This is a genomic window from Salipaludibacillus daqingensis (assembly GCF_029891575.1).
In the GTDB taxonomy this organism is placed as follows: domain Bacteria; phylum Bacillota; class Bacilli; order Bacillales; family Salisediminibacteriaceae; genus Salipaludibacillus; species Salipaludibacillus daqingensis.
This window is the reverse complement of record NZ_JARZHF010000010.1, coordinates 155,044-169,988: the sequence shown is the minus strand read 5'-3', so window position 1 is coordinate 169,988 and position 14,945 is coordinate 155,044. Positions and strand designations below refer to the sequence as shown.

The 14,945-nt window shown below is 34.7% G+C and carries 15 protein-coding genes; 3 read left to right on the top strand and 12 right to left on the bottom strand.

From position 1 onward, the window contains the following. Positions 1-152 precede the first annotated feature (152 nt). Both QDN89_RS18700 and QDN89_RS18695 read right to left on the bottom strand, forming a co-directional pair. The gene (locus QDN89_RS18700; protein ID WP_280771690.1) at positions 153-668 is read right to left on the bottom strand and encodes a hypothetical protein; all 516 of its coding nucleotides are present in this window, start codon (positions 666-668) and stop codon (positions 153-155) included. A 251-nt stretch (positions 669-919) separates the two neighbouring features. After that, entirely contained in the window at positions 920-1,567 is a 648-nt protein-coding gene (locus QDN89_RS18695; protein WP_280771689.1) for a VC0807 family protein, read from the bottom strand. Between the two features lie 444 nt (positions 1,568-2,011). Between QDN89_RS18695 and QDN89_RS18690 the strand changes: the two genes are divergently transcribed. Continuing rightward, on the top strand, positions 2,012-2,458 hold the full coding sequence (locus tag QDN89_RS18690) for a DUF4385 domain-containing protein (protein WP_280771688.1): 447 nt from the start codon (positions 2,012-2,014) through the stop codon (positions 2,456-2,458). Positions 2,459-2,928: 470 nt separating this feature from the next. On the opposite strand, the gene QDN89_RS18685 is transcribed toward QDN89_RS18690, so the two are convergent. From QDN89_RS18685 to QDN89_RS18670, 4 genes are all read right to left on the bottom strand, one after another. Then, on the bottom strand, positions 2,929-3,213 hold the full coding sequence (locus QDN89_RS18685; protein WP_280771687.1) for a hypothetical protein: 285 nt from the start codon (positions 3,211-3,213) through the stop codon (positions 2,929-2,931). Between the two features lie 157 nt (positions 3,214-3,370). Continuing rightward, the gene (locus QDN89_RS18680; protein WP_280771686.1) at positions 3,371-3,796 is read right to left on the bottom strand and encodes a hypothetical protein; all 426 of its coding nucleotides are present in this window, start codon (positions 3,794-3,796) and stop codon (positions 3,371-3,373) included. 576 nt (positions 3,797-4,372) lie between these two features. Continuing rightward, positions 4,373-4,825 (bottom strand): GNAT family N-acetyltransferase, encoded by a 453-nt coding sequence (locus QDN89_RS18675; protein WP_280771685.1) that lies wholly within the window; start codon positions 4,823-4,825, stop codon positions 4,373-4,375. A 574-nt stretch (positions 4,826-5,399) separates the two neighbouring features. After that, a complete protein-coding gene (locus QDN89_RS18670) occupies positions 5,400-5,897 on the bottom strand; it encodes a P-loop nucleotide/nucleoside kinase family protein (RefSeq protein WP_280771684.1) in 498 nt (165 codons plus the stop codon). Positions 5,898-6,681: 784 nt separating this feature from the next. Here QDN89_RS18670 and QDN89_RS18665 point away from each other — a divergent pair. Then, complete coding sequence (locus QDN89_RS18665) at positions 6,682-7,593, top strand: DMT family transporter (RefSeq protein ID WP_280771683.1); 912 nt, start codon at positions 6,682-6,684, stop codon at positions 7,591-7,593. A gap of 100 nt (positions 7,594-7,693) precedes the next feature. Here QDN89_RS18665 and QDN89_RS18660 read toward each other — a convergent pair whose 3' ends face one another. The 5 genes from QDN89_RS18660 to QDN89_RS18640 all read right to left on the bottom strand — a co-directional run bounded on the left by QDN89_RS18660 (position 7,694) and on the right by QDN89_RS18640 (position 11,601). Further along, a complete protein-coding gene (locus tag QDN89_RS18660; protein ID WP_280771682.1) occupies positions 7,694-8,152 on the bottom strand; it encodes an ASCH domain-containing protein in 459 nt (152 codons plus the stop codon). 44 nt (positions 8,153-8,196) lie between these two features. Then, entirely contained in the window at positions 8,197-9,255 is a 1,059-nt protein-coding gene (locus tag QDN89_RS18655) for a saccharopine dehydrogenase NADP-binding domain-containing protein (RefSeq protein ID WP_280771681.1), read from the bottom strand. Positions 9,256-9,716: 461 nt separating this feature from the next. Continuing rightward, entirely contained in the window at positions 9,717-9,950 is a 234-nt protein-coding gene (locus QDN89_RS18650) for a DUF3953 domain-containing protein (protein ID WP_280771680.1), read from the bottom strand. A 400-nt stretch (positions 9,951-10,350) separates the two neighbouring features. After that, a complete protein-coding gene (locus QDN89_RS18645; protein WP_280771679.1) occupies positions 10,351-10,623 on the bottom strand; it encodes a hypothetical protein in 273 nt (90 codons plus the stop codon). A 234-nt stretch (positions 10,624-10,857) separates the two neighbouring features. Further along, on the bottom strand, positions 10,858-11,601 hold the full coding sequence (locus QDN89_RS18640) for a potassium channel family protein (RefSeq protein ID WP_280771678.1): 744 nt from the start codon (positions 11,599-11,601) through the stop codon (positions 10,858-10,860). Between the two features lie 374 nt (positions 11,602-11,975). Between QDN89_RS18640 and QDN89_RS18635 the strand changes: the two genes are divergently transcribed. After that, positions 11,976-12,746 carry a class I SAM-dependent methyltransferase gene (locus tag QDN89_RS18635; protein WP_280771677.1) on the top strand — a complete coding sequence of 257 codons (771 nt, stop codon included), beginning with the start codon at positions 11,976-11,978 and terminating at the stop codon, positions 12,744-12,746. 149 nt (positions 12,747-12,895) lie between these two features. On the opposite strand, the gene QDN89_RS18630 is transcribed toward QDN89_RS18635, so the two are convergent. Further along, the gene (locus QDN89_RS18630) at positions 12,896-14,944 is read right to left on the bottom strand and encodes a hypothetical protein (RefSeq protein WP_280771676.1); all 2,049 of its coding nucleotides are present in this window, start codon (positions 14,942-14,944) and stop codon (positions 12,896-12,898) included. Position 14,945 lies beyond the last annotated feature (1 nt).

Sequence of the window (14,945 nt, the reverse complement as noted above, 5' to 3'; positions counted from 1 at the left end):
AACTGCTAAACGCTCTTCTCCATTACAGTATGTTTCTATTATGATGCTAACCTCCCTTTTAGCCATTACAGAAACAACTGCTTATTCCACTATCGCTACCCGTTTGTTGAAGACGAATAGCAATTGTTCGCTGGCGTTTACTAGTTATTATGCTATTCGTAGTATTCGACAATCGTTTTTAATATTAACTCAAAAATGATATCTGGAGTATCGTTGACGTCTGTTGACTGGTCTGGGGCTCCGAATCCCCAACGGTGTCTCTTTTCATTGTCATTGGCTAATCCTGTACTATGACTGGTTGCTTCAAAGCCAGTACCGTAGTTAAAATCTTCATGTAAAAAAATGATTAGTTCTTTATTTGTGTTTATAAAGAAGACAGGTACAGAAATGCTCGTAAATACGTCATACCACTCTCCAGAAGCCAACTCTTCAAAATAAGCATCCGTTACAAAGTATGCATCATACTCTTCTTCTTTAAGTGATTCGGGATTAACAGATGTGAAATCCACCTTGTCATTTTCATAGTCTGGAATGTCACCTACAACTCCGATACTTAGTCCCTCTTCTATTTCCAAGTTTATTCCTTCTCTCTTATCCTCTGAAGTAAAAGAAATAGAACATCCAGCCATTATTACGAATGAAAGAAATATCATTAATAATTTATACACCGTATTCCTCCTAATAATTAAAATATGTATTTCATATTCCATATAATTCAAATAAAGTTCTCAAAATAACCTGCTAAGTTACCGCCGCAACAGCAACAACGCCTTGTTATTCGCTCAGGTGCTTTTGTTCATATTAAATTTCTCTTCTTCAACTAACGCTCCCATTAGTTTAAGTGAAAATCATCACATTGTTCATAAATGAATTATTTATAAGGATAATACTTTAAAATAGTTAAGAATCTGTTATGCACTTATTCTTTTGCATTATTTACAGGGAAATCAAAATCGTTTTCTTTTAAATAATAATTAATTTTTGAGCTTACAAAGATAAAACCTGCAAATATCAAAGCATTAAATATCCATCCGCTTACAGTTAAAAATATAATCATTTGACCATATCCATCAACTCCATAGTTGCTAATTAACCATGCTTTAAGAGTGTTTTGGAACAATCCACGGAAAACAAAGAAGCAAGTTAATAGTTGAAACCATATAAAAATTGATTTAGATGAAAATAACGCCTTACTATTTTCACGAGCATGACCTTGTAGAAATGCAAAATCAACAGCAAAAAAAAGAGCTAATGGTTTTTTTAGAATAACAGAGAATAGAAAAATAGAAGCAAAAAAATAACCTAAGTATACTTGGTTCCAAAGCATACTTTCCGCATTGTTAGAAAGTAGGTTGACAGTGGTTGTAAGAATTAACGAACTAATGATGAAGAGTCCCATAATATTAAATTGCTTTTGCTTAATAAAGCGATAAATTGTATACCCTAAACCTGGAACGGTAGAAAGTAGCATGGAATAATAATCTCCCAAAGGTTCTCTTCCATAATTCCAGAGAACATAAGGAATAGCTATGTAAAAAATAATGTCTAAAAAGGCAATTTTCCTCATTAATGAACTCCTTTACTTCTATAAATAATGACTTGTGGCTTCTTCAATATATGTTACTACTTCCTTATGTGAGCTTTTCGTGTATTATATTCACAGAATATCTACTATGTTGCTAAACTCCCCTTTAGTTTAACATCATTTTCCAAATTATTGGCACAAAAAAAGAGCTGCATCATTGCAACTCGTAATTTTACAAAACAAGTTCATTCCTTCTTCAAGAGCGGTATGTATCACTTTCCACGCTTCTTTGTCCGACACATTACATTGTCCATTCGCATGCAGCCTAATGCAATCTCCCCTGCTTGTCATTCACTTGTTGTACCTAAGTTTAGCTTCTTCAAAAGAACAACCTCTTTTTCATATTAGTTTTATACCATGAAGGTCTATCTTTCGTTTAAGTTCATCAGTCTTGTGGGAATATCTATTGGAAAGGATGTGAATATGATGAGTTTTGATTACGATCTTGATTTTGACAACATTGACTTTAGGAAAGAGCCTGACAAGTATAGAGTGGGACGCGGGGAGCAGGGAGTTCTGATGGTAGAACCATATAAAGGGGAGATTCTGCCTCATTGGAGATTCAAAACCCCTGAGATTGCAAGAGAGTCTTCGGAGAAAATTTATCAACTTTTTGAAGAGTACAAAGAAGCAGATGACTTCGTAGGAATGGATATGGCTCGGAAATTTATTCAAATGGGCTACACGAGAGCGAGGCGCTACGCGAACTATAAAGGAGGAAAGAAATACGATAAGGAAGGAGAGATCAACACGCGAGAAATCAATGAAGAGAAAGCGGAATCAGCACGGATTTTCGAAGAGAAATGGAAAATTGTCCGAACCGATGATGAGTACTTACAGAAAAAGAAAGAGCATCAAAAAAAGTACGGGTGAACATGATCCTGTTTTGATAACTACGGAATAATTATCATAGATATTATATTTCCAGTTACTGATATGAAATTGTAAACCTTATCTCACTATCGCTCGCATTTTGTTCAAGAAGGGAGTTTACCTTATTAAGAAGTTCACACTTCTAATTTAAACTTTCGCTTCAAAATATAAGCGATAAAAAAGAATAAAACGGCAAAGATTGAAAAAAATAATGTATCATAATTGAAAAAGATTTCGCTGAATGTAAGTTGTGTGAAGGCCATTGATTCAATAATAACTTCATACGGCAGGATAAATGCGATTCCAAATAAAATATGAAGCACAAGAGAAAAAACATTGGAGTACTTATTGACTTTGACACTAATCATATCCGAAATGACAGATGAAATAATTCCGTAAATGAAAACAATAGGTATTACGTGACTCGAATATGCTAAAACCCTTATTTCAAATCCAGCTAGAATTATTGTCTATTTTTTATAATAATTGATTGAGAATCCATACACTATAAATACTATTAATACTAATATCCACATCGTATCTCTATATGTACCATATGGTATATCGACAATTAAACGGTGTATTATTTCTATAATAAACCACACAATAGGAAATACACCAAAAGCATTTTTATATGAATTTAGTAATATCTTTTGGCCTCTCTCACCTTTAGACTCTTCACTTTTCGAGAACTTTATGGTTGTAATAAGTAAATAGATAAAGAAAGGTAAAAGCAGTGCGCCAATAATTAACATTCCCTTGATTCCTCCTTATTAATTTTGAAAACATCAATAATTACTTTTTAATATTCCCCTTCAGTTTAACACGTTTTTTCCAATTAATGTAAAAAAGAGTTGCACTATATCAACTCGTAGTTTTACTATTGCTTAACCTTAGTTAAATAAATAAAGCTTAGAAAACAAAAAGATAGATTACAAAAACAGTAATGTATATAGTGTCAAATAATACCAAGAATAACTTTCTTGGTAGAGATTTTTTTACTTTTCCGAGACTATAATTAAACAAAACATCGTATAAACTTATTACAAATAAAACAACTGAAATAATAGCCACAAATAAATTTTCGGTAATTAACACTGCAAGTATATAAATCAACCAACTGCGAAAAAAATTGAACATTAAAGCAAAAAACATAAATGATACTGTATTTGGATTTATTTCAAAATCACTTTCATCAAAATCACTTTCAGACGAAATTTCAACCATTCCTCTTTTAATATTTTTAAAATCCTTTATGAAGCTATAATTAACCCACAATATTATAAAACAATAGATGATAATGAAAATTTCTTCATTATTTCTTACAAGCTCTGTCAATGATGTTCCCCCCTTTTATTAACTCAAATAATGGATATGTTTCTTTTGTTTTCCACACCGAGATAACGGATTTATCCATTAATTCATCAACTGAAAGTTCATTTTTTTCGTAGTTCGATGTAAAACATTCAGTTAATCCGCTTTCGAATGCTATCACTTTGAATCCCATTTTATGATAGAGAAATTCTATTAATTTGGTTTTGATAAGATTATGCTCAGCAATTCCATGACCATTTTCACCAAGCCAAACAGTTCGCTTATCCTCTAGAATTTTATCTAAAAAAAAAACTCATCCCCTCTGCTTTCGGTCAATGTATCTACGTGATTAGCGTTTTCCTTTACCCACTCTACCGACTTTTTATATGATTTCTTTTTCAATTGAAAAATTGACATAATTACCCCCATTGTCTCTTCTACTTTTCTTTGATAGGAAAGTACTCTTATTCGGCTCTCTGGCTTGAAGAAGAACCAACCTCTAATTTTATATTAACATTTATTTCCTTTTTAATTGGATAAAAAAAGAGCATTCCTTGTTAAAGAAATGCTACTCCGTTTGTTAAGAAGAGTAGAATTTTTTTATAAATCATAAGATAGACGAACCATATCCCTGCACTGTATACCATTCTCGATTATCTCTTCTTGGTAGTGTCTAATGAAAAAGTCAATATCAACACCAGTAATTCTAAATCCACATTTTTGATAAAGGGCAAGTTGTCCTATACTTGAATTTCCAGTACCAATTTCTATTGTTTTGTAACCTAATCCTTTAGCTGTTTGAATTGCATTCATTACTAATAGTTTCCCTATACCTCTACCATGATGTTTTTCTGCCACTGCAACGTTTATCAGCTCCACAGTGTCAGGTCTTGTAGGAAGTAATACAAAAACTCCAATAACCAGGTTATCAGTCTCAGCAATAAAGCATTCTCCCCTCTTTAAATATTCCTCTACCATACTTCGAGAAGGGTCCGCTAATAACAATAAATCTATAGGCGGGCTTTCATTATTATTTAATAATCTAATATTCATATTGCTCTCCTCTTAAAAAGTAATAAATCATTTTATCATTTCTAATTTTACTTTACTCCCCAATAGCGCCATAAAAAGAACGATGGTTCTTGCGCTAATGCTTCCCGTTTGTTTAATTTAAAAATACATAATAAATAACACCTGCTATTGCAAATAAAGGAATTATACAAATTAAACTTCTTTTAACAATTTTAAAGTGATAACGTGCATTTTTACCTTTATCCTCATATGTTGCTATCTCCATTGCTAACCAAATTATCGAAAAAACCCCAAATCCTATTCCTATAACCCATCCTATTTATTACACCTCCAAAAACAACAATTGTTAAAGTAATCTCCCTATTACTTGAATAGGCTTTTTTATTTTAAGTTTAACATTTTTTTCCTATTTTAGATAAAAAATAACGTCTCTTCTTAAAGAAACGCTACTATAGTTTAAGTGAATTGCTTCACAAAGTTACATTGCTTTTAACATATATACACTGAAACTTTTCTTACTCACATTCACGTTATATTATATAGAGCACCTCCCAGAACAAAAGGTATTCTGTCCCACGCATCATTGAACTCCTTGTTATTCTTTTCCGCTAAGCTCTAAAATATTTAAACCTTCGGATGCCTTTGGTGCTTCAAAAAAACTACTAACATGAATAAACACCGCTTCCGTGTCAAAAGCTGCTCTTTCGGGTTGTTCGTTACGTCTTTGTGCAATTTGACGTAAGCATTGCTCGTTATTTAGATTAAGGAAAATTAATTGATGACTTGCATTGACTTCTGACGCCATGTCCAAAAACCACTTTCGAAGTTGTTGAGTGTTAGCTGGAAAATCCATCACTACATCTGTACCAACACCTAATATGTTTTGGACATGCTTTTTCACCAACGGCTTGAGCTGCGCTGAGAATTTTAAATAGTCCTCAAATGATCCAATTTGATTGGGATAAAGAGATGAAAGCCATTCATCCTCAGATAACAGTACAGCATGTTCATCAATCGCCAATTGTTTTGATTTAGTTGATTTACCAGCTCCCATTTTTCCACAGAAAAAGTATAGCCTCCCCGATTGATTCATATTTTTTAACCCCTCCCTGCGCTCATTTTTACTTATTTTACCAATTACATCTCTATTCCTACTTTAACAAACCATTCGTGACAAAACGGAAGCGACAGCTTGTTCCACTATCGCTTCCCGTTCAAGAGGCACTTTTCTCTTCTGTCTTACATTTAATTAAATAAGGGGTAAGCAGTGAGCCAGTTTAAACGATACATTACAATGAGTGCATTTTAACAATTTCAACACCTCCTAACTATTTATTTAGAGATAATTCTGAAAAGTGTTTCGGTTAATTGTTCTTAGCTACTCTCCCTCATTAGTTTAAGTGAATAAATTAACAAACTCTTGTTTTTTCTAAAATTATTTTAACATAAAATTTCCAATTATCACTATTATTTGTAATAAATTTCAGATAGAAAATACAATGACCTTCAACAATCTGGTCCGACAGCAGAATAACTATCATGACGCCACTAGGAGGTCAGGAACCACAAATACAACTTTTTTAAATCACTAAAATGATTAAGCATAAACCCCTTATTACTGAAATAATCTTCCAATATAAAATAAAAATTCCATTGATTTAAATGGACTGTTCGTTTTCAGTAGTTTCATGAAAAGGTCCAAGACAAGTAGGAAAAAAATACTCAATGTCTGGAGTAGTATCCCCTCCCATACCTTATCACCTTAAAAACCCAAACCTTTTATGAAAGATTAAGCTCCTCAACAACATTAGGAATTGCCTGGTTTCTAATAGCGCGATCAAAAATTCGCACCATGACTTATCTTTAGGAGGCACAACATGAGATTTTCAGGTGTAGGTTTCGTTATGCTAGCCGCTATTTGCTGGGGCATTAGTGGCGGAATTGCTGATATTTTAATGACTAAGGGGTGGGATCCTATTGTGATGTCACTTTACCGAGGGGCTATCGGATTTATCTGTTTTTTCACGTGGTTTCTCTTGCGCATTAGACAAAATTGGATCTTTTCTACTCGTTTATACATATGGTCTCTATTGGCGGGTGTTGGTGTTGCTGGAAATTTCACTTTTTATTTTGTAAGTATCCAAGCCTCAAGCATTTGTGTTGCCGCTACGTTAATGTACACCGCACCTTTGTTCGTCCTTTTCATCTCCTTTTTATTAAAAATAGAACGTTTGACTTGGTTTAAATGGGGATGTATTTTCGGTGTGCTCATGGGAATTATTCTGCTTACAGGCGCCTACAACACGGAATCGATCTCTGTAAGTTTTTTAGGGGCGGCAGCGGGGCTTGCTTCTGGCCTTTGCTATGCTTTATTTATATTTGGGTTTAAAAATGCCTCATCTATCGGACAACCGCAAACCACCTTAACGATCTCCTTTCTTTTCTTCTGTCTCATGCTTTTTTTCCTTGCAGACAATGAGGAAGTAGCGAGTGTGGTGACGTCAAGCGATATAGGATGGTTTCTTCTGTTGGGGATCGTGGGGGCTGGAATTTCCTTTATTCTTTATGTGATTGGCATTCGAAGAACTACACCGACCACCGCTTCGATGGTTGCAATGGTAGAGCCAGTAACAGCCTCATTATTTGGCGTTCTCCTAATTGGAGATCATTTGAGCCTCATTCAACTTCTTGGAATGGTCATCATCTTGATGACAGTCACCGCACTAACCGGAGTGAGGAATGGGGACGGTTCCGGTTCGGCAATGACTAAGTCCCTAGTAGAGAAATAGTTCCTGCCTCCAGGCAACTTTAAAATGATGCCACGCTGGGGGCTGGAACCAACATTTTTGTTCTATTATCGCACCACCCTTGGTGAAAATAGATCATGCTTTATTTTTTATATACCAGCTTAAACTTTTCACAAACAACTGGTATTTTATTATGGAATTCTTGATTGGCCTCTTTGAATTCTCTTTCAAAAAATTCCTCGTGTGCGTCACGCCAATACGCCAATGTACGGTCCCCTTCCCCTTCCAAATACGCATGTTGTCCCGTAACTTCTTCAAAAGGGACCACTTCAACTGATGTTGTTTCAACTATTGCAACTGCCATACCATCTCCGTCGAGGATAATATTGTGAAGACCTACATAAGGTAATTCCTCGTTATCCCTTTCATATAATGTATAATTTGACGCAGTTGCTGTTTTAGTACCTTCTAACACTAGTTTTGCAAGTTCATCAGCCATTTCTTTTGAATTCCCAAATGCCCATGCTTCATAATCTTTTGGTGCGTTTGGATTATTTTTTCGATAATCATCCCACATTTTAATGATCGAATCATTACTCATATAAATTACCTACTTTCTATCTAATAATTAATAACATCATTAAATTACTTTTCCATTTCTTTAATTAGAACATCAGAACAATTTATCACAGATAATAACTCTTCTAAATCAGTTATTTCAAAAGGACAAACGATACCTTTCACTTCTTTTTCGATTGCGATTTTTGCTAATGAAGCCGTTACCATAGCTGTTGTATGGTAATCTGAAGAAGTAGATAACGCTAACACTTTTACCCTTTCTTTGTTTCCTATGATTCCCTTTACCTCCACTGTGAGATAAACATTTTCATTTGCATTAGGATTATGTTTTACAACCTTAGACAGCGATTTATTAAAGTAATGTACGTATCTTAAGAATCCAATTTTTCTTAATAAAGATATAAGTTTATTAAAGCCATTCGAGTTCCAAGAAGTCCAATAGTTTGTCGATGTAGGTACTAACTTTTCCATTATCAACATCTTCTCTGAATGGTTAATTAGTCTTACATCTTGTTCTTTAGAATGATTAATAAAATACATCTTTCTCTTTTTAGTAAATCCTGAAAGAACTTTATTTTGAAACATAACTGGATGAGCAATTATATGTAACATATCTATCATTCCAGATATTCCTGCTTTAGCATTTGTACTTTGCAATAATGCTACATTTATTTCTTTTACTTCTTGAAAATTTGAAACAGCTTTTTTTATCATTAAACCTGACAATCCAGGAAAAAACCCTGAGATGATTACCGAACCTACATCATTTTTTTCTGCCATTTTGTTTAGCTCCATTACTTTCTCCACAAAGTCATAAAACGGTGTAACATCTATACATAATATTTTATTTTGAATACATGCTTGTTGAATATGTGGATTCCTCTGATTTAAAACAACAATGACAATATCTACGTTCTTTATCACTTGTTTGATATTTTCTTCATCATTAACATCCAAAAACGTAAAGGAAACTTCACTGTTAAGAGAATTTGCTAACTCGTTTCCTCTCTCGGTCTTATAATCTGTCACGATCAAGTTTATTTGGTTTTCAAATATCCTAAGAAGTTCATTGCACACCAATTTACCGAGTACGCCAGATGCCCCGACAACCATAACTTTCTTCATGGCTTTTTAGCCCTCTCCCATCATGAGTATATTTCCAAAAAAGATATTCATTTTATTGATATTTCCCATCCTTCTAAACCTCCCCATTATTCACACAGTCTCGTTCGTTGAATAAGAACTATTTAAAATACAACCAAAATGCGAGTGAAGAAAATACAGCAATAAAGATAGCTTTACTTATAATGAATTCTTTTTTGCTAATTCCTAACTTCTTTTCCACAAACCTTAAATAGACTGTTACGAATATAAAGCCAAACAAAACAAGGCTCTGTCCTAGCGTGTCGTGGATAATTAAAATATACCTCATAGCTGCTAATGCAATTAAAAGAAGACCTATGTATCCAACTGTCATATAGAAATAAAGACTTTTTTCTCATCGTTCATTTCAAATCCTCCTAAAAAACTAAACCTCCCCTTACGTATATAAAAAAAGCTACGGCAAACTTCTACTATAAAACCCGTTAATACAAATCTTGAATCCAAACAATATAAATAAATACAGCCACAGCACTACTCATATAACCCCAAAAAGATTTCTTTGCTCGTTTAATTTCTGCTAAACCCATCATTAGAATTGTGCCACCGAGGAAAAACAACATATAGCTCGTGTATTTATCAGTTGAATTTAACAATCCATAACCTGCAGTAATAATAGTCAGTATGGCAAAAACAGTCACTAATATCTTAAAAAACACTATTTATTCACCACCCAATTAGTTAGTTACGTCCATGAATGAAACGTGTTCAACTTTCCCTGTAGAGAAACTAAAACAACTGAAGTTTTCTTCCTATTTCCAACCCCGTTTGTTGAGTGAAAATTCACTTATCCTTCCTTTGTAATTCATCTATCTTTGCCTCAATATTTTTTAGATGTTTGTTTCGTTTCTTTGTAGAACGTACAAGATAGACGATTAAAATAATAATAGTTATAGGAACAAGAATTGCAACTAACTGGTATAAAACATCATAAGTGTTTACCATGATTAACCCCCAAAAAGATGTAATATTCAAATGAATAAATCATATTTTGTTATTTTTTCTTAATGAAACTTCTCTATTACCACGATAATGTTGAAAATGGCTATCGGTTTATCTCTAATTTCCCATCAATCCAATATCATAAAGAATAAGCTGAAGAGTTGTAAAAAGAATGATAGACAAAGCGTAAATAAAAAGCGATATTCCCCCTATAAACTGTGCCGGTTCCAAACTATGTACAGTTCCTTCAACTAAAAATGGTAGCAGTATAGCTAAAGTAGCGCTAAAGGTAAACTTTAAACCTACTCTTTCTTTCTTAGCTTTCTCTGCTGCACTATAACTTGCAATACTTATTAATAGTAAAATAAAAATGATCAAATATAAAAACATATAATTCTCTCCTTCAATCAACAGCCTCTCTTCGATTAAGGCCAAAATCATCAAAATATAATAAGTCACTATCCATACTTTATAACAATGACTTATCTTTCCGGTCATTTCTTGAAGATAAATCTTATAAAACCCATATGATCAAAGTAATAACCACAACTACTATTCCCAGGATCACCAACGCATTTTCTCCTGCTGTAATTTCTTCTTTTGAAAAAGATTTTTTCCTTGTTTTCATCGTACTGATTCTTCCTTTACTTCAACTGGCTGTAGCTTCTCATTACGATATTTTTCTAAAACCACAATGACATTATCTATTTCACTAGGTGATAACTGATCAAGCTTGTCCATTTCTCCTTTTAAGTACGTAATCGTAGCGGTTGAATTCGTTTCATCCTCGCCTTTTATAAAGAAGGTTGCAATAGACCCTGTTACCATCCCGATCATACCAATTCCGACAAACATTAATACGACTGCTACCATTCGTCCAATTCCTGTTTCTGGAGATATATCCCCATATCCTACCGTTGTTGCCGTCACGAGTGACCACCATAAAGCATCTTGGTATGTTTCAACGGATGTCTCAAAAAAGTGAATAGGAACAGATGAAGCAAAGATTAATGCTGTTGTAATCCCAATAACTTTATCTAATCCATTTGTTTTCAGAATCGCAAAAATAGGTTTCGCAAATTTCTTCCCTATTAAAACCATTCTCATCACACGAAATAACCTTACAAACCTCGCTAATTGGAATATCGCATCAAACGGAATTATTGCAATAAAGTCAAAAGGATTATTTTTGATGTATTCCCACTTATTCTCTGCTCTTATCGTCCTAACAGCAACGTCTAAAATAAAAATGAATAGCACAATGCGATCAAGCATTAATATTGCCTGGTTGTCTGACCAAATGATGATGATTGATATTAATGCTAAGGAGAACATAACTATTTCATATGCCACCACTAGCTTTTTCAATTCCTTCTCTCCCTTCCAATCTTCATTTCAGAACAACTACGTTGGACAAACAATATTATCAATTAATTGAAACCATCTGAACGATCTATTTGCATTCCATATATTTCTACAAATAGTGAGGAAATTCCTTTTTATGATACATATAAAAATAAAGATTAATTTACGACTATACGAGGATTGAAACGAACGTTGAATATTTCGTTTCTTCACTTTCATTTTCCCGAAAAACTCCGCTTCCCCCTTTTGATCACCTCTCTTCAATAATTGTGTTGGCAGGCACCCTCTCTTGTGGTTCAATTACTTTAGACAGCAAAATTAGAGCACTTAAGTTGAAAATCAGTAAACCGAAATGTTATCAAATGGAGGAATCGTACATGGATTTTTTACAAGAAAATCAAAAGGTTTGGAATCAAAAAGTTGCAGATCAAGATATATGGACGCAGCCTGTAAGTCGGGAAGAAGTGGACAGAGCTAGAACAAGAGACTGGAACATTGTCTTAACTCCCTCTAAATCAATTCCTAGAGAGTGGTTTCCACAAAAATTAACTGGAAAGAGAGTCCTCTGTCTAGCGTCCGGTGGTGGACAACAAGGTCCGATTTTAGCGGCTGCTGGTGCTGATGTTACTGTGTTTGATTACTCTGAATCGCAGCTTAACCAAGATCGTCTTGTAGCAAAAAGAGACGGGCTAACGATCCATACTATTCAAGGAGATATGAGAGATTTATCCGTTATTGATGATGATAGCTTTGATCTCATTGTTCATCCTTGGTCCAATTGTTTTGTTGATGATGTGCTGCCGGTATGGAAAGAAGCATACCGAGTGTTGAAAAAGGGTGGAATATTACTGTCCGGCTTTGCAAACCCTGTCACTTATATTTTTGATTTAAAGGCGATGAACGAAGAAAAATTCGTAGTCAGACATAAGTTACCTTATTCCGATTTAACGAGCATTTCCAGAGAAGAACTGCAAGAACTCGTATTAGATGAAGGAGACGCCATAAGTTTCGGCCATACACTAGAAGATCAACTCCAAGGGCAAATAGCTGCCGGCTTTGTTATTGGAGGTTTTTATGAAGACGTTGGCGGCTCTCCGCTAGATCAGTATATGAGTGGATCCATGGCTACAAAGGCTATGAAACTTTAGAAGATTCGGTGGCAAATATGAAGTGGGGTTCCTTTCGTAGGTAACCAAAGGGACGGTTCCTTTGGTTACCTCTGGTTACATCAAATTGGTTATGAGCTGTCTGTTAATATTTTTTTCGGAGTACTTATTAATAAAACAAATACCCTTTTTCAACCGCAAGAACCGTCCCTCCGGTTAGTTCTCAATATCAATCTAACTTCATCCCTATCTAACGGAATGTATTCATTCATCCAATATATCCCCACTTGTGATGGTTCTTTATTCCCTTGTTTTCTGGCGAAATAAAAATCGTAACTGTTGTCATCGATTTTTTCTAGTTTAATGGTGACTTCCCCAAATTTTGTTGGCGTATTTTCTACATGCAGGATTCGATGATCGGTAGGTAACCACTGTTCAGGTAACCCTCGGAAGATTTCCAAGGTATCCTTCTTTTCTAAAACTAGTAAGTGACGTACGAGTCGAATAAATTCTGCTGAGGCCCAATTGTGTGGCATATCTCCGCAATACTCAGCTGCGTTCGAAGATGTAAAACTTTGTTCTTCTCTCCACACTCGACTTGGTGCAGCATGATTAGCAAAACTATATAAATAGTCTATCGCCTTCTCTGGATTTCCGGCATATAGCCAATCTTGCGCATAAAACATAGAGGAATAGCCCCAAACTGCTTGGTTATGAATCCATCCTGTATTTTCAGGTATTCCTTGAGTATCATCTATACTATCTAATAACTGAAGAAAATTTTGAACAACTGGATCATCTTCTGCGAATAATTCACCAGGATATATCGCATGCGCTAATGCCCAAGTAGCCGATTGAGGTAAATCGTATTCTCTATCCATCATATTCATCTTAAAAAACATAATCCCATCTTCTCGTTTTCTTAAATCTCGTTTGATAGCCTCTCTCAATGATGATTCCACATCCATAAAGACTGTTTTAAATTCTTCCTTTCGTTCAAGTTGCAGACGTTCCCCTTCTTCATAAGCTCTTTTCAACCCTACCGCTATCCAAAGTGGTGTTGTGTATTCAGGAAAAGGCCCGGCTATCCCACCATCAAGAAATGCTGGCGGAAAAATCCCTTTATAATCTGGTGTATCAACTGCTTCCTTTCTCATGTGGATAATATAGTCTAATGCCTTACACATGATCGGCCATAATTGTTTCAGTCTTTCATCATCATTCATTAATTCACATTGTCTAACAAATGTCGCTAATGCAATGCCTGTCTCTTTGAAATGAGAAGGAATGATTTGAATAGAACCATCTTCTTTTGCCCGTTTTAAAACAGCTTCCACACCCTGGTATGCATCTAACCGCTTCCCCATCATATGAGCAGCCTCAAGGAGGAAATGACCATCAATGACCCAAAGCCCTCTATATACAGTAGGACCAACTTGGAATTCCGGTAACCCTTCTTTTATTTCTCTCGCTTGTAACATGTTTCTTGCAGAAGCTTTTAACATGTCCATGACTTGTTGATCTGGAATTTGAAAGGCAGTTTCAAATAAACGGATGTTCTTCCAATAGCTTCTCATTTCTTCTTTTGCTTTCTTGGCCCAATCCAACGTCACTTCTGAAACAGGCATGTTGCCTTCCAACACGATGACAAATACTCCTTCTCGAACGTCTTTTTCTTGCAAAAAATCATAATGAGTGATTCCTCTAATATTAAATCCATCTTTTGTCCAATATTTCGTTGTATCAGCTGACTCCATCACCTTTGGCGCATTCGTTTTATCACCGGAGAGTTTTAGAGCAACTTTTGTTGGTGCTGGAACAAACCCTTCTTTCGCTCCCAACTCCCATATAAGGACATCTGCTCTTAACCCATTATTATTTTGATAGGAAAACGTTGTCCATTTTAAATAAGAATGTTTATATAATTCTTCAGTATAAACAAATGGTAATTCCGGTTCATCATATGTCTGATTTCTTTTCACGAACTCATCTTGATGAGTAAACATTGGCTTTAATCTATGTTGGAATCCTATATTTTCGTCAACAAATTCTGTCTCTTTAGGTCCTTCATCTTTATTAATGTAAAAATCACCAGGATCAAATTCTTTCTCTTCAAAATGATAATTTAAGCTACCATCCTCTCTTACGATCGATTTATATGGATCGTCGACGAGTCCAATACAAGTCTGAATCATTTTTGGAGCATATTTAAAGTCTATCGTTCTAGAAGAATTACTCATC